18 protein-coding genes are annotated in these 17,946 nt (G+C 65.8%); 7 read left to right on the top strand and 11 right to left on the bottom strand.

What is annotated here, in order from left to right; genetic code table 11:
- Positions 1–81 precede the first annotated feature (81 nt).
- Positions 82–1,908, bottom strand: coding sequence for an ABC transporter transmembrane domain-containing protein (locus K7G82_RS26110; RefSeq protein WP_222992902.1), 1,827 nt, complete (start codon positions 1,906–1,908; stop codon positions 82–84).
- Positions 1,909–2,014: 106 nt separating this feature from the next.
- Between K7G82_RS26110 and K7G82_RS26105 the strand changes: the two genes are divergently transcribed.
- Complete coding sequence (locus K7G82_RS26105) at positions 2,015–3,232, top strand: polyhydroxyalkanoate depolymerase (protein WP_222992901.1); 1,218 nt, start codon at positions 2,015–2,017, stop codon at positions 3,230–3,232.
- A gap of 64 nt (positions 3,233–3,296) precedes the next feature.
- Here K7G82_RS26105 and K7G82_RS26100 read toward each other — a convergent pair whose 3' ends face one another.
- Together K7G82_RS26100 and K7G82_RS26095 are read right to left on the bottom strand one after the other, a co-directional pair.
- Positions 3,297–3,767, bottom strand: coding sequence for a pyridoxamine 5'-phosphate oxidase family protein (locus K7G82_RS26100; RefSeq protein ID WP_222992900.1), 471 nt, complete (start codon positions 3,765–3,767; stop codon positions 3,297–3,299).
- 57 nt (positions 3,768–3,824) lie between these two features.
- Positions 3,825–4,205: a VOC family protein gene (locus K7G82_RS26095; RefSeq protein ID WP_222992899.1), complete on the bottom strand. Its 381-nt coding sequence runs from the start codon at positions 4,203–4,205 to the stop codon at positions 3,825–3,827.
- Positions 4,206–4,310: 105 nt separating this feature from the next.
- Here K7G82_RS26095 and soxR point away from each other — a divergent pair, with 105 nt between their 5' ends.
- Positions 4,311–4,790: a redox-sensitive transcriptional activator SoxR gene (soxR, locus tag K7G82_RS26090; protein ID WP_222992898.1), complete on the top strand. Its 480-nt coding sequence runs from the start codon at positions 4,311–4,313 to the stop codon at positions 4,788–4,790.
- A 74-nt stretch (positions 4,791–4,864) separates the two neighbouring features.
- Here soxR and K7G82_RS26085 read toward each other — a convergent pair whose 3' ends face one another.
- A complete protein-coding gene (locus K7G82_RS26085) occupies positions 4,865–6,043 on the bottom strand; it encodes an acetyl-CoA C-acyltransferase (RefSeq protein ID WP_222992897.1) in 1,179 nt (392 codons plus the stop codon).
- A 90-nt stretch (positions 6,044–6,133) separates the two neighbouring features.
- Positions 6,134–6,592 (bottom strand): MaoC family dehydratase, encoded by a 459-nt coding sequence (locus K7G82_RS26080; protein WP_343228652.1) that lies wholly within the window; start codon positions 6,590–6,592, stop codon positions 6,134–6,136.
- A 259-nt stretch (positions 6,593–6,851) separates the two neighbouring features.
- On the opposite strand from K7G82_RS26080, the gene K7G82_RS26075 reads away from it, so the two are divergent.
- Positions 6,852–7,772 (top strand): DUF2167 domain-containing protein, encoded by a 921-nt coding sequence (locus K7G82_RS26075; RefSeq protein ID WP_222992895.1) that lies wholly within the window; start codon positions 6,852–6,854, stop codon positions 7,770–7,772.
- A 35-nt stretch (positions 7,773–7,807) separates the two neighbouring features.
- Here the strand turns inward: K7G82_RS26075 and K7G82_RS26070 are convergent, their stop codons facing one another.
- Positions 7,808–9,016 (bottom strand): mechanosensitive ion channel family protein, encoded by a 1,209-nt coding sequence (locus K7G82_RS26070; RefSeq protein ID WP_222992894.1) that lies wholly within the window; start codon positions 9,014–9,016, stop codon positions 7,808–7,810.
- Between the two features lie 13 nt (positions 9,017–9,029).
- Positions 9,030–10,031 carry a DNA topoisomerase IB gene (locus K7G82_RS26065; RefSeq protein ID WP_222992893.1) on the bottom strand — a complete coding sequence of 334 codons (1,002 nt, stop codon included), beginning with the start codon at positions 10,029–10,031 and terminating at the stop codon, positions 9,030–9,032.
- Between the two features lie 115 nt (positions 10,032–10,146).
- Between K7G82_RS26065 and K7G82_RS26060 the strand changes: the two genes are divergently transcribed.
- Positions 10,147–10,686, top strand: coding sequence for a type 1 glutamine amidotransferase domain-containing protein (locus K7G82_RS26060; protein WP_222992892.1), 540 nt, complete (start codon positions 10,147–10,149; stop codon positions 10,684–10,686).
- 512 nt (positions 10,687–11,198) lie between these two features.
- Positions 11,199–12,170: a right-handed parallel beta-helix repeat-containing protein gene (locus K7G82_RS26055; RefSeq protein WP_343228651.1), complete on the top strand. Its 972-nt coding sequence runs from the start codon at positions 11,199–11,201 to the stop codon at positions 12,168–12,170.
- 40 nt (positions 12,171–12,210) lie between these two features.
- Here K7G82_RS26055 and K7G82_RS26050 read toward each other — a convergent pair whose 3' ends face one another.
- Genes K7G82_RS26050 through K7G82_RS26040 form a run of 3 tightly spaced genes read right to left on the bottom strand, consistent with a single transcriptional unit; the run spans position 12,211 to position 15,492 of the window.
- Entirely contained in the window at positions 12,211–13,959 is a 1,749-nt protein-coding gene (locus K7G82_RS26050; RefSeq protein ID WP_222992891.1) for an asparagine synthetase B family protein, read from the bottom strand.
- Positions 13,959–15,332, bottom strand: a complete 1,374-nt coding sequence (locus tag K7G82_RS26045) for a putative O-glycosylation ligase, exosortase A system-associated (RefSeq protein ID WP_222992890.1) — start codon at positions 15,330–15,332, stop codon at positions 13,959–13,961. Before K7G82_RS26045 ends, K7G82_RS26050 begins: the two co-directional genes overlap by 1 nt.
- On the bottom strand, positions 15,325–15,492 hold the full coding sequence (locus K7G82_RS26040; protein WP_222992889.1) for a hypothetical protein: 168 nt from the start codon (positions 15,490–15,492) through the stop codon (positions 15,325–15,327). The genes K7G82_RS26045 and K7G82_RS26040 overlap by 8 nt, the downstream gene beginning before the upstream one ends.
- 89 nt (positions 15,493–15,581) lie before the next feature.
- Here K7G82_RS26040 and K7G82_RS26035 point away from each other — a divergent pair, with 89 nt between their 5' ends.
- Together K7G82_RS26035 and K7G82_RS26030 are read left to right on the top strand one after the other, a co-directional pair.
- Entirely contained in the window at positions 15,582–16,784 is a 1,203-nt protein-coding gene (locus K7G82_RS26035; protein ID WP_222992888.1) for a TIGR04063 family PEP-CTERM/XrtA system glycosyltransferase, read from the top strand.
- Between the two features lie 11 nt (positions 16,785–16,795).
- Positions 16,796–17,632: a hypothetical protein gene (locus K7G82_RS26030; protein WP_222992887.1), complete on the top strand. Its 837-nt coding sequence runs from the start codon at positions 16,796–16,798 to the stop codon at positions 17,630–17,632.
- A 106-nt stretch (positions 17,633–17,738) separates the two neighbouring features.
- Here the strand turns inward: K7G82_RS26030 and K7G82_RS26025 are convergent, their stop codons facing one another.
- Positions 17,739–17,924, bottom strand: coding sequence for a hypothetical protein (locus K7G82_RS26025; RefSeq protein WP_425517310.1), 186 nt, complete (start codon positions 17,922–17,924; stop codon positions 17,739–17,741).
- Positions 17,925–17,946 lie beyond the last annotated feature (22 nt).

Below are 17,946 nucleotides of genomic sequence, written 5' to 3'. Positions count from 1 at the left end.
CGGGAGAGCGGGCTGAAAAGTCCGAGGACCTCGCATGTCATTCCCGCGAAGGCGGGGATGACATGGGTATTTCAGTCGGCTTCAGGCCAGCGCCCCGTCGAACTGGAGACGGGCGAGGCGGGCATACAGGCCGCCTTGCGCGGTCAGGCTGTCATGATCGCCCTGTTCGACGATCCGCCCGTCCTCCATCACGATGATGCGATCGGCGCTGCGGACGGTGGCGAGGCGATGCGCGATCACGATGGTCGTACGGTCGGTCATCAGCCGTTCCAGCGCCTGCTGCACCAGCCGTTCGGACTGGGCGTCGAGCGCGGAGGTCGCTTCGTCGAGCAGCAGCACGGGGGCGTCGCGCAGGATCGCGCGCGCGATCGCGACGCGCTGGCGCTGTCCGCCGGACAGCCGGGCGCCGCCTTCGCCCATGAAGGTGTCGAGCCCGTCGGGCAGCTTTCGCAGGAATTCGGCGGCGTTCGCGGCTTCCGCCGCGGCCCAGAGCGCCTCGTCGGACGCGTCCCAATTGCCGTAGCGCAGATTGTCGCGCGCGGAGGCCGCGAAGATCACGGTTTCCTGCGGCACCATCGCGATGCGCTCCCGAATGTCGGCGGGGTCGGCATCGGGCAGCGCCACGCCATCGAGCAGCACGCGGCCGGCATCGGGATCGTAGAAGCGCTGGATGAGCTGGAACAGCGTGGACTTGCCCGCGCCCGACGGGCCGACCACCGCCACCGTCTCGCCGGGCTTCACGGTCAGCGAGAAATCCGCGAGCGCGCTGGTTTCGCGGCGGGTGGGATAACGGAACTCGACATGGTCGAAGCGGATCTCGCCGCGCGCCGGAACCGGAAGCGGGCTTGGCGTCGCGGGGGCGGCGATCACCGGCTTCTGTGCCAGCAGCTCCGCGAGCCGCCCGGCCGCGCCCGCGCCGCGCAGCAGGTCGCCATAGATTTCGGTGAGCGCGCCAAAGGCGCCGGCGACGAGGCCGCCGGTCAGCACGAAGGCGGCGATGGTGCCGCCGCTCATCCGGCCGGCCGCGACGTCGAGCGCACCCTGCCACATGACGAGCGCGATGGCGCCGAAGATCAGGCCGATCACCGTCGCGGTCATCACCGCGCGCAGCATGATCCGCCGCCGCGCGGTGCCGAATACGGCTTCCACCGCCGCGCCGAAACGGCCCGCCTCGCGGTTCTGCTGGCCGAATGCCTGGACGATCTTCATCGCGCCGAGCACTTCGCTGACCATCGCGCCGACATCGGCGACGCGATCCTGGCTGCTGCGCGAAATCGTCCGTACGCGGCGGCCGAGGATCACGATCGGCATGATCACGACCGGAATGCCGACCAGCAACATGCCGGTGAGCTTGGGCGAGAGGCTGAACAGATAGGCGATGCCGCCTACACCCATGACGAGGTTGCGCATCGCGACCGAAATGGTTGTGCCCACAAGCTGCTCGATGATCGTGGTGTCCGCCGTCAGCCGCGACGCGATTTCGGACGGGCGGTTTTCCTCGAAGAAGCTGGGCGACAGGCGCAGCAGATTGCGCTGCACCGCCAGTCGCAGGTCCGCGACGACGCGTTCGCCGAGCCAGGAGACGAAATAGAAGCGGAATGCGGTGGCGATCGCCATCACCACGACGATCAGCAGCAGATACTGGAACCAGCGCCCGATATCGCCGCCGCCGCCCTGCACGAAGCCGCGGTCGATGATCAGCCGGAAGCTGCTGGGAATGGCGAGGGTGGCGCCGGCCGCGACGAGCATCGCGACGGCGGCCGCCGCGATATGGCCGGGATAGCGCACCGCCATCCGCCAGACCATGCCGAGATCGCTGAGGTTGCGGCCCGAACGGGCCGGTGCCGCGCTGTCGGTCGCGTCGGCCCTTGCTGTGTCGACTGCCCGTTCGCTGCCCGCTTCGCTCATGGCGCGGCCCTAGCAGCCTGAACGGGCCCGCTCAATCGAAGCTTTGCGCTTTTGCATTGCAGCAAATGCGCCTAGGTAAAGCGGGAGACAATGTGAAAGTGGATGAATGCTCTATAACGCCTATGAGATGCAGCGCTCGTTGCTGGCCGGGGCCAGCGCGATGGCGCATATGAGCGCTGAATTCCTTCAGAACCCTGCCAACCCCTTCTCTTATTTCGGCGGCGGCCCGATCCTGGCCTCCGCGCTCGACGTGTTCGCGCACGCCTCCGCGCCGCGCGGCAAGCCCGCTTTCGGCCTGATCGAGACCGAGATCGACGGGCGCAAGGTGGAAGTGACCGAACAGATCGTGCTGCAAAAGCCGTTCGGCCAGCTCAAGCGCTTCGTGCGTGAAGGCGTGGAGGGCGGCCCCAGGCTGCTGATCGTCGCGCCGATGTCCGGCCATTATGCGACGCTGCTGCGCGGCACGGTGCAGCGGATGCTGCCGAGCTGCGATGTCTACATCACCGACTGGCGCGACGCGAAGATGGTGCCGCTGTCCGAGGGCACGTTCGACCTGGACGATTATATCGATTATCTGATCGCTTTCCTCGAACATATCGGGCCGGGCGCGCATGTGCTCGCGGTCTGCCAGCCTTCGGTGCCGAGCTTTGCCGCGGTCGCGCTGATGAATGCTGACAAGCATCCCTGCACGCCCAGGACGCTGACGATGATGGGCGGCCCGATCGACACGCGCGAGGCGCCGACGGCGGTGAATACGCTGGCGACGCAGCGGCCGCACGCCTGGTTCGAACAGAATGTGATCGCAACCGTGCCGATGCATTATCCGGGCGCCGACCGGCAGGTCTACCCCGGCTTCCTGCAGCTCGCCGGCTTCATGACGATGAACCTGGGCGATCACCTGATGAGCCATTGGGAGATGTTCAAGCATCTCGTCCAGGGCGACGAGGAAAGCGCGGACGCCACCAAGCGCTTCTATGACGAATATCGCTCGGTCTGCGACATGACGGCGGAATTCTATCTTCAGACCATCGATGTCGTGTTCCAGACGCACGCGCTGCCCAATGGCGCGTTCAGGCATCGCGGCAAGCTGGTCGACGCCGGCACGATCACCGATACGGCGATCCTGGCGATCGAGGGCGAGCGCGACGATATTTCGGGCCTGGGTCAGACCAAGGCGGCGTTGACCATCGCCAACAAGCTGCCTGCGTCGAAGAAGAAATATTTCATGGCGCCCGGTGTCGGCCATTACGGCATCTTCAACGGCAGCAAGTGGCGCAACACCATCGCGCCGGTGCTGGAAGCCTGGATCGCCAAGTTCGATTGAATTGAGAGGGGAAGGCAGGGGCCTTCCCCATCTTCTTGGGATCAGGTCTTCGGCCGGGCCGTGCCTATAGCGTCAGTTCGGCATGCTTGCCGCGTTCCTCCTCGCGGATATCGCCGCCGGTGAGCAGCTTGAACAAGCCCTTCACCGACAGGTCGGCGAGCCAGATTTCCGCATCGTCGAGATCGAAGCGCAACATCAGCAGCGATGGATCCTCGCGGCCGCCGGGATACCAGGCCTCTACCTGTTTCGACCAATAGCGATCGATCACCGCCGGATCGGTTTCCGCCACCAGCGTGCCGCGAATGCAGGCGAACAGGTCGTGCCCCTTGGCGGCGAACTGTGCCATCGCGGGGCCGCCGGGCGCCAGGCGATTGTCCGTGGCGGTATAGAACCAGAAGGCGCTGTCCGCATGTTTGTCGAGCTGGGCCGTCATCGGCACGCTGTGCCGGTGGCCGTCTTCCAGCCCGACCATCAGATAGGGGCTGGCCTCGAATTCCTTCCAGAAACGCTTGCGGATATCGCTGTCGCTGCTCATCGTCGATCTCCTTTTCCAGGATGATCAACCGCCGGGCGTCTTGGGATGTTCCCTTGTTCAGCGATAGCTGACGATCTCGAACTCGATCCCGTCATGATCGAGGAAGTAGAAGCGCCGGCCGGGTTCGTAGTCGCCATGCGAGAAGGGAACGAAGCCAAGCGCGATCACCCGCGCCTCGACCGCGTCGAGATCGTCCACCTCCACGCCGACATGGTTGAGCGGTTCGCCTTTGGGATAGCGGGCGTTTGCATGCATGCCGTCGGGGCCGGTGTAGAACGCCAGATAGGCGGACGGGCTGCCGACATGAATGGTGAAACCGCCATCGCGCGCCGGCCCGCGCCAGCGCTCCTTCCAGCCGAACAGCTCTTCGGTCATGCGGGCCGAACGTTCGGGATCGCTGACCGTCAAATTCACATGCTCGATCGTCGCTTGCGCCATTTTTCGCTCCTGTATCCGGCCGAGTCCTCGGCCGATCGGGGTTGACGCCATCTCGATGCAACCTAAACCTAAGTTCAGGTCAAGCTTTTTGTGCAGGGAAACGCCATGCGCGCGAGCGATGTGATTTCGATCGGCGATCTGGCGGCGCGCACCGGCGTCGCCGTTTCGGCGATCCGCTTTTACGAAGCGAAGGGATTGCTCCATCCCTATCGCAATGCCGGCGGTCAGCGGCGTTTCCTGCGATCGGATATCCGCCGGCTCTCCTTCATCCTGATCGCGCAGCAACTCGGCCTGAGCATCGAAGCGATCGGGATCGAACTCGCGAAGCTGCCCGACGGGCGCACGCCCAATGCGGCGGACTGGAAGCGGATCAGCAAGGCGATGCGGGTGTTGCTCGATGCCCGCATCGCGCAACTCGCCCGCACGCGCGACCGGCTGGACGATTGCATCGGCTGCGGCTGCCTGTCGCTCGCCAGTTGCGCGCTTTACAATCCGGAGGATCGCGCGGCGGCACGCGGAGCGGGGCCCCGCTACGTGCTGGGGGACGAGGCGCCGGGCGAACCCGTTTGCCGGTCGGGCGGATAGGCTGGTCCGGACATGGATCGGCGGCGTCCCTGCTGTCGCTTCTCGTGCAAGGACGCCGCCGATCCGAACCTGTTTTAGAACACCTCGAACAGGCCGGCCGCGCCCATGCCGCCGCCGATGCACATCGTCACCACGACATGCTTGGCGCCCCGGCGCTTGCCTTCGATCAGCGCGTGACCGACCATGCGCGCGCCCGACATGCCATAGGGATGGCCGATCGAGATCGCGCCGCCGTTGACGTTGAGCAGTTCATTGGGAATGCCCAGCTTGTCGCGGCAATAGAGCACCTGCACCGCGAACGCTTCGTTGAGCTCCCACAGGCCGATATCGTCCATCTTCAGATCGAAGCGTTCGAGCAGCTTGGGGATCGCGAAGACCGGGCCGATGCCCATCTCGTCGGGTTCGGTGCCGGCGACGGCCATGCCGACATAGCGGCCGAGCGGATTGAGCCCCTTCTTCTCGGCGAGCTTGGCTTCCATCAGCACGCTGGCCGCCGACCCGTCGGAAAGCTGGCTGGCATTGCCGGCGGTGATGTTCATGCCGGGGCCCATCACGGGCTGAAGCGCAGCCAGGCCTTCCAGCGTGGTTTCAGGCCGGTTGCCCTCGTCCTTGGCGAGCGTCACCTCCTTGTGCGTGACTTCGCCCGTCTCCTTGTTGGTGACGGCCATCGTCGCGGTGGTGGCGACGATCTCGTCGTCGAACTTGCCCGCGGCCTGCGCGGCGGCGGTGCGCTGCTGCGACTGGAGCGAATATTCATCCTGCGCCTCGCGGCTGATGCCGTAGCGCGCGGCGACCGTCTCGGCGGTGCCGAGCATCGGCATGTAGATGTCCTTGTGCAGCGCCAGCAATTCGCGATCGGGCGCGACGCGCATTTCCTTGGTCTGGACAAGCGAGATCGATTCGAGGCCGCCGCCGATGCAGACGTCCATCCTGTCGGTGATGATCTGTTTGGCCGCAGTCGCGATCGCCATCAGGCCCGACGAGCATTGCCGGTCCATCGACATGCCGGAAACGGTGACGGGCAGGCCGGCGCGCAGCAAGGCGGTACGCGCGATATTGCCCGCCTGGCTGCCCTGCTGGAGTGCGGCGCCGAAGCAGACATCGTCGACTTCGCCGCCCTCGATCCCGGCGCGCTCCACGGCGGCGCGGATCGCGTGTGCACCGAGCGTGGGCGCGGCGGTGTTGTTGAAGGCGCCGCGATAGGCGCGGCCGATGGGGGTGCGGGCGGTGGAAACGATGACGGCGTCACGCATGGGACTCTCCTTGATCCCCCTTCGCCAAGCGGAAGGGGGCGGGGTTGCACGAAACATGATATGGGGCGGCGATTGCCGTCCCGCGACAGGTCACACGAAAAACTGGCTGATCCATTCGGCGATGAGCGCAGGCTTGTCCTCGCCCTCGATCTCGACGGTGAACTCGATCACCTGCTGCCACTGGCCCGGGCGCTTCTCGTCGAGTTCCAGCAGCTTGAAACGGCCGCGCACGCGCTTGCCGGAACGGACAGGCGCCAGGAACCGCGTCTTGTTGCCGCCATAGTTCACGCCCATCTTGACGTCGGCGATCTTGGGGCTGTCCGCCTTCGCCATCAGCAACGGCATCAGCGAGAGCGTCAGGAAACCATGGGCGATCGTGCCGCCGAAGGGCGTCAGCTTCGCCTTTTCGGGATCGACATGGATGAACTGATGATCGCCGGTCGCATCGGCGAATGTGTCGATCATCGCCTGGGTCACCTCGACCCATTCGGATATCCCGATTTCCTCGCCGATCCTGGCTTGCAGCTGCTGCGGTGTGACGGTGTTCACGCGTTTCCTTTCATCCGCTCCCGATCGCCGAAGCGCGCCGAAATCCGTGCGGCGCGTTCGTGCGGCCGGGAAAATAGGGTGGGCCATGCCGATGAGTCAAAAGCGTCGGATTCCGCAACGTCCGCTGCCTGCGGCGCGGGGGCGGACGAGTCGGGCATGGCATTCGATCGGTTTCGGATATGCTTGTGTCTTGCGGGAGGCGTCGTTTCTGCCATGGTCCCGTGGTGCAGAGGATCTGGGGGATGTCATGCGCCACGTCATGCTGAAGTCTTTCGTCGCGTTCGGGCTGGTCGCGGCCGCACCGGCATTGTTCGCCGCACCGCCGGCGCCAACCGAGGGCGCGGCCGCGAACGCGGCGGGCGCGCGGTTCAAGGCGTTGCTGGAATCGCTGCATCCCGTGGACGGGCAGATCCGCATCCCGCAGGCGCAGGCCGCGCTGGCGCTGGGCAAGGACTATTATTTCCTGCCGGCGGACGAGGCCAAGCGGGTGCTGACCGAAGGCTGGGGGAATCCGCCATCGTCGGTGACCGATGTGCTCGGCATGGTGTTTCCCGCCGGCAAGACCTTCGTCGATGCCCCGTGGGGCGCGGTCGTCACCTTCGAGAAGACCGGTTATGTTTCCGACAGCGATGCCCAGACCGCCGATTACGATGCCGTACTGACGCAATCGCGCGAGAATGAGGAAGCATTGAACGAGGAGCGGCGCAAGGCGGGCTTCGGCGGGCAGCATCTTGTCGGCTGGGCGCAGCCGCCCTCCTATGACGGCGCGCAGCATGCGCTGATCTGGGCGCGCGAGATCAAGTTCGACGGTGAGACCGACAATATGCTCAACTACGATGTCCGCCTGCTCGGGCGGCGCGGCGTGCTCAGCCTCAACATGGTTGCGGGCATGCTGCAACTCGCGCAGGTCCGCACCGCCGCGGCTTCGTTCGGCAAGGCCGCGACCTTTGAAAGCGGCGCGCGCTACGCCGATTTCGACGAATCCGTCGACGAGAAGGCCGAATATGGGCTGGCCGGCCTGGTCGCGGCGGGCGTCGGCGTGGCGGCGGCGAAGAAGCTGGGCCTGCTCGGCCTGTTGCTCGCGTTCGGCAAGAAGTTCATCGTCCTGATCGTCGCGGCCATCGGCGGCCTTGTGAGCTGGTTTCGCAGGCGCCGGAACGGCGACGAAGCGGAGATCTGATCACGGCGCCCGGGTCTTGCCCGGGCGTCCGCGGTTCAGCCATCCTTTGCCTGACGCGGCTTGCGCGCCGTCGCCGGTTCCGGATCGGGCGTGACCAGCTTGGTCTCGCTGGGATAGGGCATGACCAGCGTGCCGTCCGGCGCGGCGGTGAAGCTGGTCTGCGTCGGATAGGCGAATTCGATGCCTTCGGCGTTGAAGCGCTGCAATATGTCGATGCACACCTTGCTGCGCGCCTCGAACACCTCGTCATAATTTTCGGACAGCACGTCGAACTGCGCCTCATAGTCGAGGCTCGACGCGCCGAAGCCGGTCATGCCGCAGCGGATCATCTGGCATTTGGGATGCGCCTCGACGATCGCCCTGATCATCGCCGGGATCTCCGCGCACACCGCGGGCGGCGTCTGGTAGGTGACACCGATCGTCAGCACATGGCGGCGGCGGTGCAGCCGCGCCATGTTGTGCAGTTCCTTGTTGAGCAGATTGGCGTTGGAGATCACGACCTCCTCGCCCGAGATCGCGCGCACGCGCGTCGTCTTGAGGCCGATCTGCTCGACGGTGCCGGAGGTGGTGTCCCATTTGATCGCGTCGCCGCGCCGGAAGGGCTTGTCGAACAGGATCGAAAGCGCGGCGAACAGGTCTGAGAAGATGCCCTGCGCGGCCAGGCCGATGGCGATGCCGCCGATACCGAGGCCGGCGACGAGGCCGGTGACGTTGACGCCCAGATTGTCGAGCACGACGATGATCGCGACTGCGAACAAGACCACTGTCACCAGCAGGCGGATGATGCCCATCGCGCTGCCCAGGGCTTCCGCGCGGTGCGCGTCGGTGCCCGCGCGATGCTCGATCACACCCAGCACGATCTCGCGCGCCCAGATCGCCGCCTGGAACACGGCGGAGACGGTGAAGAGGAAAGTGATCGTCCGCGCGACCATGTCGGGCGTCTGCGCATAGCCGGAGACCAGCCGGGCGGAGACCATGATCATGAAGAATGTGCCGGTCCGCGAGATCGCCCGGCCGATCACGCTCAACCAGCCGGTATGATCCTCCTTGTCGCACAATTTCATGCCCAGCCGGCGCAAGCCGACCAGCAGGAAGAAGACACCGGTTGCGATCGCCGCCGCGATCAGGATCTGCAGGCTGTGATTGTCGAGCCAGCCCAAGCTGTCCCGCCATAATTGGGCGATCGATTTCTCGACATCGACATCGGGCAGAGTCGCGGGCGCGCTCTTGTTGGTGGCGGCCATCGGGGTCTCCTCTTCAGGCGGCGCGCTTGGCCGGGGCTGCCGACAGGCTGTCGAGATAATCGATCAGCCCGCGTTCGGCGCGGCTCAGATACCGGGTGGCGCGCGGCAGATGCAAGGGCAGGGGATTGCCATCCTTGCTGGCGGCCAGTTCGGTGAGCGCGGGGTGGACATAGGATTTGCGCGCGATCGCGGGCGTATTGCCCAGCGCGGCGCAGACGGGTTCGAGCAGCGCCTTCAACGGCAAGCGGCCGCCGCTGGCGTGAAGCGTTGCGAAGGCGAGCACGCTGGCGCCCCAGGTGCGGAAATTCTTCGCGGTGAAATCCTCGCCCGACGCGTCGCGCAGATAGTCGTTGACGTCGGTGGAGGTGACGGCGTGTGCGGCGCCGTCGGCATCGAGATACTGGAACAGATGCTGCCCCGGCAGATCCTGGCATCGGCGCACGAAGCGCGCCAACGAACCGTCGGTGATGCGCATCGTCACGTCCTTGCCCGATTTCGCGCGATAGCTCAGCCGCAGCGTCGCGCCCTTCACGCTGGCATGGCGGTTGCGCAGCGTGGTCGCGCCGAAGCTCCTGTTCGATCTCGCATAGGCTTCGTTGCCGACGCGCAGATGGCCAAGGTCGAGCAGGCGGACGACCGCGGCGACCGCGCGTTCCCTGCTGATCGCGGTTCGGCGCAGATCGCTTTCGACGCGCGCGCGGATCAGTGGCAGCACGCGGCCGAAATCGGCGCAGCGATCATATTTCTCATGTTCGCGGCGGGCGCGGAAATCGGGGTGGTAGCGATATTGTTTGCGGCCCTTGTCGTCATAGGCGGTCGCCTGGATATGGCCGTGCGGCGACGGGCAGAACCAGGCATCGGCATAAGCCGGCGGCAGCGCCACCGCGTTCAGGCGATCGATCTCGTCGCGATCGGTGATCCGCTTGCCCTCCGGGTCGAAATAGCCCCAGGCCCGGCCGATCTTCCTGCGGGTGATGCCGGGCAGGGCATCGTCGACATAACAAAGCTTGGGCACGCGCGCTCCGGGATGGTTTCGCCTTTTTCAACCCACGGTCCGCCCGATCGTTCCGGAACGGAGTCGCGTCGCCACGGGTTCATGGCCCCGATCCATCCACAACGGGAAGATATCCATGCCCAGCATTTCCGACGCGCGAATCCTGATCCTCGCGACCGACGGATTCGAAAATTCGGAATTGTTCGATCCACGCCAGACCTTGATCGAAGCGGGCGCGACCGTGCATCTCGCTTCACCGGGTTCCGCGCCGATCCGGGGCGTGAAGCACGACAAGGCCGGCGACCGCATAACGCCCGACATGGCGCTCGATCAGGTCGATCCCAATGCCTATGACGCGCTGCTGCTGCCCGGTGGCGTCGCCAATCCGGACCGGCTGCGCATGGAACGCAAGGCGATCGAAGTGATCCGCGACTTCGCTCATGCCGAAAAGCCGGTGGCGGCGATCTGCCACGGCCCATGGCTGCTGGTGGAGGCGGACGTGATCCGCGAGCGGACGGTGACGGGCTGGCCGTCGATCCGGACCGACCTCAGCAATGCCGGCGGCAAGGTGGTTGACGAGGACGTCGCGACCGACGGCTTCCTGATCACCAGCCGCAAGCCCGATGACATCCCGGCCTTCACCGAAGCGCTGATCGAGGCGATCGAGGCGCGCTAGGACAAGGTCGATACCCTCATTCCGGCTTTCGCCATTGCTGTCCGGGATTATCCGGCGAGGGGCATGCGGAGGACCGGGGTTGCGGGGAAATGGCGGAGAGGCTCAATGTCGAGACATGTCTTGGTGTGGCTCCACACCAGGCCGGGTTCAAATCGCTGTGCCCACCAGATCCGTTCGGGCTGAGCCTGTCGAAGCCCTGTCCTTCTATCTCGAACCCAGGAAAAGGCAGGGCTTCGACAGGCTCAGCCCGAACGTTTGGGGGGCTGGTGCGCTATCCTGATGCCGAGCGCATCGGACCTTTTCCGCTCAATCGTTCGCTCCCCAAAAATTCCCGACAGCAATGCGCGAAAGCCGGAGACGTAGTCGACGTAGGGCAATCCCGCGTGCCGTCAGGCGCCAGATTCCGGCTTTCGCCGGAATGACGGGGCGGGCGGGAACAGAAATTTGTTTAGGTTAACGAACTGCCTATCCTAACCAATTGGTGACTCATCCGTTCTATGAGGGGCGCGATTGTGGCGATTCCGCGCCATGCCGATCTGTGGAGACCCTCGATGCGCCTGCCCGCGCTGCTCGTCCTCTCGTTCGCCCTTGCCGCGCCCGCCGCGTCGCAATCGGGCGATGCGCCCTTCACCGTCGCCGAAACCGGCCAGTCCTTCGCGACGCTTCAGGATGCGGTTTCCGCGATCGGCGACGGCACGGGCACGATCCGCATCGCGCCGGGCCGCTATCGCGATTGCGCCGTTCAGGAAGGCGGCAGCGTGTCGTTCGTCTCTACCGAGCCCGGCAAGGCGATCTTCGAAAGCGCGATCTGCGAAGGCAAGGCGACCTTGGTGCTGCGCGGCGCGCGGTCGCGCGTCGAAGGCATCGTCTTCCGGCATAACAACGTGCCCGACGGCAACGGCGCCGGCATTCGTATCGAGAAGGGCAATCTCGACGTCGTGAACGCCATGTTCCTCGACAGCCAGTGCGGAATTCTCTCCGCCTCCGATCCGTCGAGTGCGATCCGCATCGTCCATTCCACCTTTTCGGGTCTCGGCAAGGATCCGACGGGCAATGGCGCGCACGGCGTCTATATCGGCGATTACGGATCGCTGAGCATCGAGAATTCGCGCTTCGATCGCGGCACCGGCGGGCATTACGTCAAGAGCCGCGCGCCGCGCGTCAAGATCCTGGACAGCAGCTTCGACGACAGCCTGGGCCAGCACACCAACTATTCGATCGACCTGTCCAACGGCGCGACCGGTCGCATAGCCGGCAACACCTTCGTGGTGGGGCCGAACAAGGACAATTACTCGACGATCATCACGGTGGCGCCGGAAGGGCGCGAACGTTCGTCGACCGGCCTTGTCGTCGAAGGCAATACCGCGACGGTGGCGCCGGGCTTCAAGAACCGCACCACCCTGGTCGGCAACTGGACCAACGACACGGTCATGGTGCGCGGCAATACGCTGGGCGAACAGGTGGCGGCGCAGGCGTCGCGCTGAGCCGGCCTGCCCCCTCCGATCGGAGGGGGCATGGGCGGCGTCATCCCGCCATCCGCGATCCGAGATGCGCGGCCAGATATTCCAGGCACGCGATCCGGCGCCACATGCCGCTGTCGGTGATCGCGTCGATATTGAAGAAGCGCCGCATCGCCGGGAAATCGAGGTCGATCACGCGGCGCATATAGTCGGGCTCCAGCAGCCCGCCATGCTCGTCGCCCATCGGGCCGAGCTTGCGGCGGATCGCATAGGTCCGCGCGCGCAGCCAGCTCGGCCGGATGCGCGAAGACCATTCCTCGAAAAGATGCCGGCGATTGGGCGGCCCGGCGAAATCATGGCCATAGGCGCTCATGTGCCGCGCGAGCGCGGGATCGATCGCATTGAGCAGCATCGCCTCGAAGCGGCCGGCATGTTTCAGCCGCATCGGCAGCGTCATCGCCTCCGCCACGAGCTGATGGTCGAGAAACGGCATCAGATAGGCGCCGAGCCGTGCTTCCACGCCGATCTCCCGGCCGAACAGCGCGCGGCAGCGGACACGCGGATAGACCTGCTCGATCAGCGCGCGCGGCACCTTGCGGTCGCGTGACGGCGCGTCGATCGCCTCGGCGATCTTGTCGCCGATCCGCGCCAGGAAGGCGTCGGGATCGAAAGCCGCCGTCGCGTCGCCGGGCGCGAAGCGGGCGAAGAAGGTGCGGGCCACCGCGATCGGGCTGGTCGGGCGATCGGCGAGGAAGAAGAAATCGCGGAAAATCTCGCCACAGCCGCCCGACGCCGCCAGCCGGCCGCCGGCATGACGCGCCTGGCGGGCATCGCCATAGCCGCCCTCGTCGAAGATATTGCCATAGGTGGGCAGTGCGTCGAGATCGTGGAAATTGGCCTCGACGAGCGCGGGAAACGCGTCGGGATCGGGTGCCGGGCGGCCCTTGTCGACATAATCGACCGCGAACCCCTCCGCCTCGCCGATCGCCAGCGCGATATCGACATCGGCGTCACCGGGATCACCATAGACGTAGATATAGGGTTTCGAACCTGCCGCGCGCAGCGAGGCGAGCAGCAGCCGCGAATCGAGTCCGCCCGAAAGCGGGCAATTCACCCTGTCGCCGAATGCGCGGACATGCGCGCCGACGATCGACTGGAGCCGCTCGACATGGCGCGGCAGCCGTTCCGCCACGCTCGTGCGCGATGCGGCGCCGGGCAAGGGCTTGTCGATCGTGTGCAGCATGACGCCGTCGGGCGTCAGCTCGACCATCCGGCGCGGTGACAGCGTCTTGAGATCGGCAAGGATCGTGTCGTCGCCGATCGGGACGACGTTGAACGCGAATTCGTAAACGCCCTGGGGATCGAAGGAGAGGCGCGGCAGCGCCTTGGCGGCGGCGAGGAACGAGGTGGAGAAGACCCGGTGTTCGCCGTCGTGGAACAGCTGGAACGCCGCGAAATAGTCGGAGAACAGGAAGGTTCGCCCGTTCTTGCGCAACAGCAGCGCGAACTGGCCGCCGATCCGCGACCAGTCTAGCGCGGGTGGCGTCGCGTGATCGAGCAGCGCTTCCAGCGCGGCCCGGCCCATCAGCCCGTCGAAGACGAATGTGCCCGCCACGGCGGCCAGATCGTCGCCGCGCGCGAGGACGGTTTCGGGGCCGCCATGAACATAGGGGCGGTGCAGGAGGTGCCAGCCCGGCAACGCCGCTTCGCCGCCGCCCGCGAAACCGTGCAGCGCGAACTGCGCGCGCGCCTCGGCCAGCGCGGCTTCGGCGAATGGGCTGCCATCCGCGCGGACAAGGAAGATGCCGGCCATCAGCTCTCCGAAACTTGGGGAAGGGCGGTGGCGCGCGCGCGCTTCGCGACCGGCACGAACGCCGCCTCGCGCGCGCGGCGCGACACATAGGTGTCGAACCCGATCTGGATGGCGATCAGCATCCAGATGAAGGGCTGGAACGCGATGCCGACGAACAGCGATCCGACCAGATAGATGATCTGGGTGTTCTGCAGCGCGATCGCGAGCGGTGCGATCCAGCGCTGATGCTCGGCGGTCTTGTTCCGATAGCGGCGATTGATCACTTCCATCCGGAACAGGCCGATCCCCTGGATGAGCAGCCAGAGTGCGAGCCCGGGATAGCCCTGTTCGCCCAGCATCTCGAAATAGGCGCTGTGGAAGGCGCGGCCCTCATCGGTTTCCTGCTTCGCTTCGATCGTGGTGTTCCCGCCCGATTCCGTCTTCTTCACGGTCTGGAACGAGATCCGGTTCTCGCGATAGGAATGGAAACCGCCGCCCATCGGATGATCCTTGGCGTATTCCCAGGTCCAGGCCCAGACGGCGAGGCGCGTGCCCGCGCTCTCGTCGGCCTTGTATTCCTTGATGGTGTCCATGCGCTGCGTGAAACTGCTCGGCAGCAGCGGCAGCGCGATCAGCCCCGCGAGTCCTGCGAGCCCGATCCACACCATCCGCCTTTTGCTGAAGCGCAGCAGCAGCACCGCCAGCACGCCGATGCAGACCAGCCCGGTGCGCGCTTCCGTGCCGATCGGCATCAGCAGGCAGGCGAAGCAGAGCGCGAGCCCGAACAGGGTGACGCGCCATTCGGGCGGGAAGATCGTGCCATGTTTCATCATGAAGAAGATCAGCGGGATGATCGCGATCGCCACGGTCGAGATGATGCTCGATTCGTAGAGTCCCGAATTGTTGCTCACCATCAGGTTGAGCACGCCATAGCCGCCGCCGGACGTGACCGTCTTGAGGCCGCCGACGATGATGATCGACCCCGCGCACAGGATCATGGTGAGGATCAGCGCCTCGATCCGCAATCGCGTGTGCAGCGTCAGCGGCAGGAAGGCGGAGAAGGCGAGGCCTTTCCACACCCAGTCCCATTTCTGGGCCGCGTCGATCGGGAAGTTCGACCAGGTCATCGTGATCCCGCAATAGATCAGCAGCACGATGATCAGGCCCTGGCGCGGCGCGAAGCGCGCATTCGCCTTGTTGTCCGCGACCAGCCAGCCCAGGATCGCGAGCGCCGCCGCGATCATCGAGATCGGGATCGAATTGAGCAGATAATAGGTCAGCCGCTGCGGCGAGACGATATCGATATAGGCATAGACGAGCACGAACAGGAACGGCCGCCGAAAGCCCAGCGCGATGAATGCCGCGAGGAAACCCAGAAAGACGAGATCACGCACCGAAGCGTTTCCCCGATGACTGTTTCTCGCCGAATTTCGGGATGGGCACTTCGTCGGGCGGCGGCGGCGGCTCGCTGTCGAGATCGGCGCGGAACAGCAGCCGCCATGCCATGAGCAGCAGCAGGCCGTGGGTCAGCGCGAGGGAGAAATTGTCGATCACGTGGCCCGCCTAGCAGAATGCGGTTGACGTCGCGTTAAACCTTGCCGTGCAAAGGAGCAGGCGAAGACGATCCGGGGACCATCAGACGCGTGCGCATCCTGCACATTCTCGACCATAGCCTGCCGATGCACAGCGGGTACACCTTCCGCACCCGCGCCATATTGAAAGCGCAGATCGAGAGGGGCTGGACGGTCGCCGGGGTGACCGGGCCGCGCCACAGCGCGGCGGGGCCGGAGCATGAAACCGTCGACGGGCTGGATTTCTTCCGTACCGTCTCGCGCCCCCGGGGGCGGAGCCCGTTGCGCGAATGGCGTGAGATCCGCCTGTTCGCGGAAAGCATCGATGCCGTGGTGCGCGCGTGGAAACCCGATATCCTTCATGCGCATTCGCCGGTGCTGAACGCCATCGCGGCGCAGCGCGTCGCCGACCGGCACCGTCTTCCGCTGGTCTACGAGATTCGCGCCTTTTGGGAGGATGCGGCGGTGGGCAACGGCACCGGCCGCGAGGGATCGGCGCGCTACCGCGTCACCCGCGCGCTGGAAACACGCGCGGTCAAGCGGGCCGATGCGGTCGCCGTGATCTGCGAGGGGCTGCGCCGGGATCTGGTCGCGCGTGGCGTCGATGCCGGCAAGATCACCGTTTCGCCCAACGGCGTCGATCTGGCGCTGTTCGGCGATCCGCCGCCGCCCGACATCGCGCTGGCGCGGACGCTGGATCTGGGCGATGCCGAGGTGGTGGGCTTTATCGGCAGCTTTTATGATTATGAAGGTCTGGACGATCTGATCGCGGCCATGCCGATGCTGGTTGCGGCGCGGCCGCGCGCGCATCTGCTGATGGTCGGCGGCGGCCCGATGGAGGAGAGTTTGCGCGCGCAGGCCGAAGCGTCGCCGGTCGCCGATCGCATCCGCTTCGTCGGGCGCGTGCCCCATCAGGAAGTCGAACGTTATTATGGGCTTGTCGATGTCCTGGCCTATCCGCGCAAGGCGATGCGCCTTACCGAACTGGTGACGCCGCTCAAGCCGCTGGAGGCGATGGCGCAGCGCCGGCTGGTCGTCGCCTCGAACGTGGGTGGGCATCGCGAGTTGATCGAGGATGGCGTGACCGGCACGCTGTTCCCGCCCGACGATCCGCGGGCGCTGGCCGACGCGCTGGCCGGCCTGTTCGCCGATCGCGCCGATTGGGAGGGGCGGCGCGATGTGGCGCGCGCCTTTGTCGAGAGGGATCGTAACTGGTCGTCAAACATTTCGCGTTATCTCCCTGTTTACCAACGGCTCGTCGGCCGTTCGCTCTGAAGGATGACATGATGGCGAAAGCCTCTGCCAAGCGTCCGATCCTCCCCTTGCCGCTCTGGATGGGGGTGTCCTGCGGCATCGCGGTCGGGCTGATCGTCATGATGCTGCCGGTGGCGCTGCTCGAATCGCTTGTCGAGCAGACCGGCCTCGCTTCGGTGCTGCCCGCCGCCGCTCCACCACTTGGCCAGACGGCGCGGGGCCTGCTCGCCGCGATCGCGGGGCTGGTGATGGCGGTTTCCTGCTTCACGCTGCTGCGCGCGCTCGAAGGCCTGCCGCCCGTCCGCATCGGCAAGCGTCGTCCCAGGCGCGATGCGGCCGAAGCGATTTTCGATGCGGCGCAGCCCGATGACCTGCCCGAGCCTGCGCTGATCGAGGAACCGCGCCGCGGCCCGATCATGGCGGCGCGCGATCTTGGCGCGCCGTTCCACAGCATCACCGCCGAAACCGCACAGGCAGCAGCCTTGCCCGATCTGACTTCGGACTCGGCACCGGAGGCGGAAGCGCCGCTGGTGCTGGAGCCCGAAATGGCCGAGGCGGCGATAGAGGTTGCGCCCGAATCCGACACCGAAGCGCCGGCCCTGGATCATGTGGAGCAAGCCGTGCCGGCGCCGGATCCGGTTCCCGAGGCCGACGGTGCTATGCCGATTCCGGTGTCTCCGGCGCGCGATGCGATCGAGGGCAGTATCCCTTCACTGGTTCGCCGTCTCGAAACCGGCTTCGAACGCAGGCTTGCCGGGCGCGAGGCGGGACAGCCCGAACCCGGTTTCGCCGACCCGCAGCCCGATATCGATGTCGCGCTGCGCGATGCCCTTGGTACTCTTCAGCGAATGTCCGCCCGTTCCCGCTGAGCGAAGCGACGCCCTTTTGCCGGCTTTTGTCGGGGGGGCGTCTCATGCCGGCGCGCGGGTGCCCTGATGCATCTGCGCCGTCGAGCGTCCAGGCTTCATCATGATGTCAGTCCATCTTTGACTCGGCTTCGCGCCGATCGAGGAAATGGGTGATCCGTGCCACCATGCGCGGGCCGGGCTCGCGTCCGTTGCGCAGATCGATCACCAGTCGGGGATCCCCCGCCGCATCACGGCCGAAGCGTGTCGGCGCCACGTTGAAGCGCCGCAAATGTCGTTCGATCCGTCTCAGCATATGCATTCCATCTCCGACTCGA

The organism is Sphingomonas colocasiae (genome assembly GCF_019880585.1).
Taxonomy (GTDB): domain Bacteria; phylum Pseudomonadota; class Alphaproteobacteria; order Sphingomonadales; family Sphingomonadaceae; genus Sphingobium_A; species Sphingobium_A colocasiae.
Note: the sequence above shows the minus strand (reverse complement) of the source record. Positions and strands in the feature narration are given on the sequence as shown.

Coding starts and splice junctions, on each gene's coding strand:
- K7G82_RS26100 (WP_222992900.1), bottom strand. CDS start 3,767: ATGAGCAGCGACAGCGATATCCGCAAGCGTTTCTGGAAGGAATTCGAG.
- K7G82_RS26050 (WP_222992891.1), bottom strand. CDS start 13,959: ATGGCCGGCATCTTCCTTGTCCGCGCGGATGGCAGCCCATTCGCCGAA.
- K7G82_RS26110 (WP_222992902.1), bottom strand. CDS start 1,908: ATGAGCGAAGCGGGCAGCGAACGGGCAGTCGACACAGCAAGGGCCGAC.
- soxR (WP_222992898.1), top strand. CDS start 4,311: ATGCGCGCGAGCGATGTGATTTCGATCGGCGATCTGGCGGCGCGCACC.
- K7G82_RS26105 (WP_222992901.1), top strand. CDS start 2,015: ATGCTCTATAACGCCTATGAGATGCAGCGCTCGTTGCTGGCCGGGGCC.
- K7G82_RS26030 (WP_222992887.1), top strand. CDS start 16,796: ATGGCGAAAGCCTCTGCCAAGCGTCCGATCCTCCCCTTGCCGCTCTGG.
- K7G82_RS26025 (WP_425517310.1), bottom strand. CDS start 17,924: ATGCTGAGACGGATCGAACGACATTTGCGGCGCTTCAACGTGGCGCCG.
- K7G82_RS26070 (WP_222992894.1), bottom strand. CDS start 9,016: ATGGCCGCCACCAACAAGAGCGCGCCCGCGACTCTGCCCGATGTCGAT.
- K7G82_RS26060 (WP_222992892.1), top strand. CDS start 10,147: ATGCCCAGCATTTCCGACGCGCGAATCCTGATCCTCGCGACCGACGGA.
- K7G82_RS26075 (WP_222992895.1), top strand. CDS start 6,852: ATGCTGAAGTCTTTCGTCGCGTTCGGGCTGGTCGCGGCCGCACCGGCA.
- K7G82_RS26085 (WP_222992897.1), bottom strand. CDS start 6,043: ATGCGTGACGCCGTCATCGTTTCCACCGCCCGCACCCCCATCGGCCGC.
- K7G82_RS26095 (WP_222992899.1), bottom strand. CDS start 4,205: ATGGCGCAAGCGACGATCGAGCATGTGAATTTGACGGTCAGCGATCCC.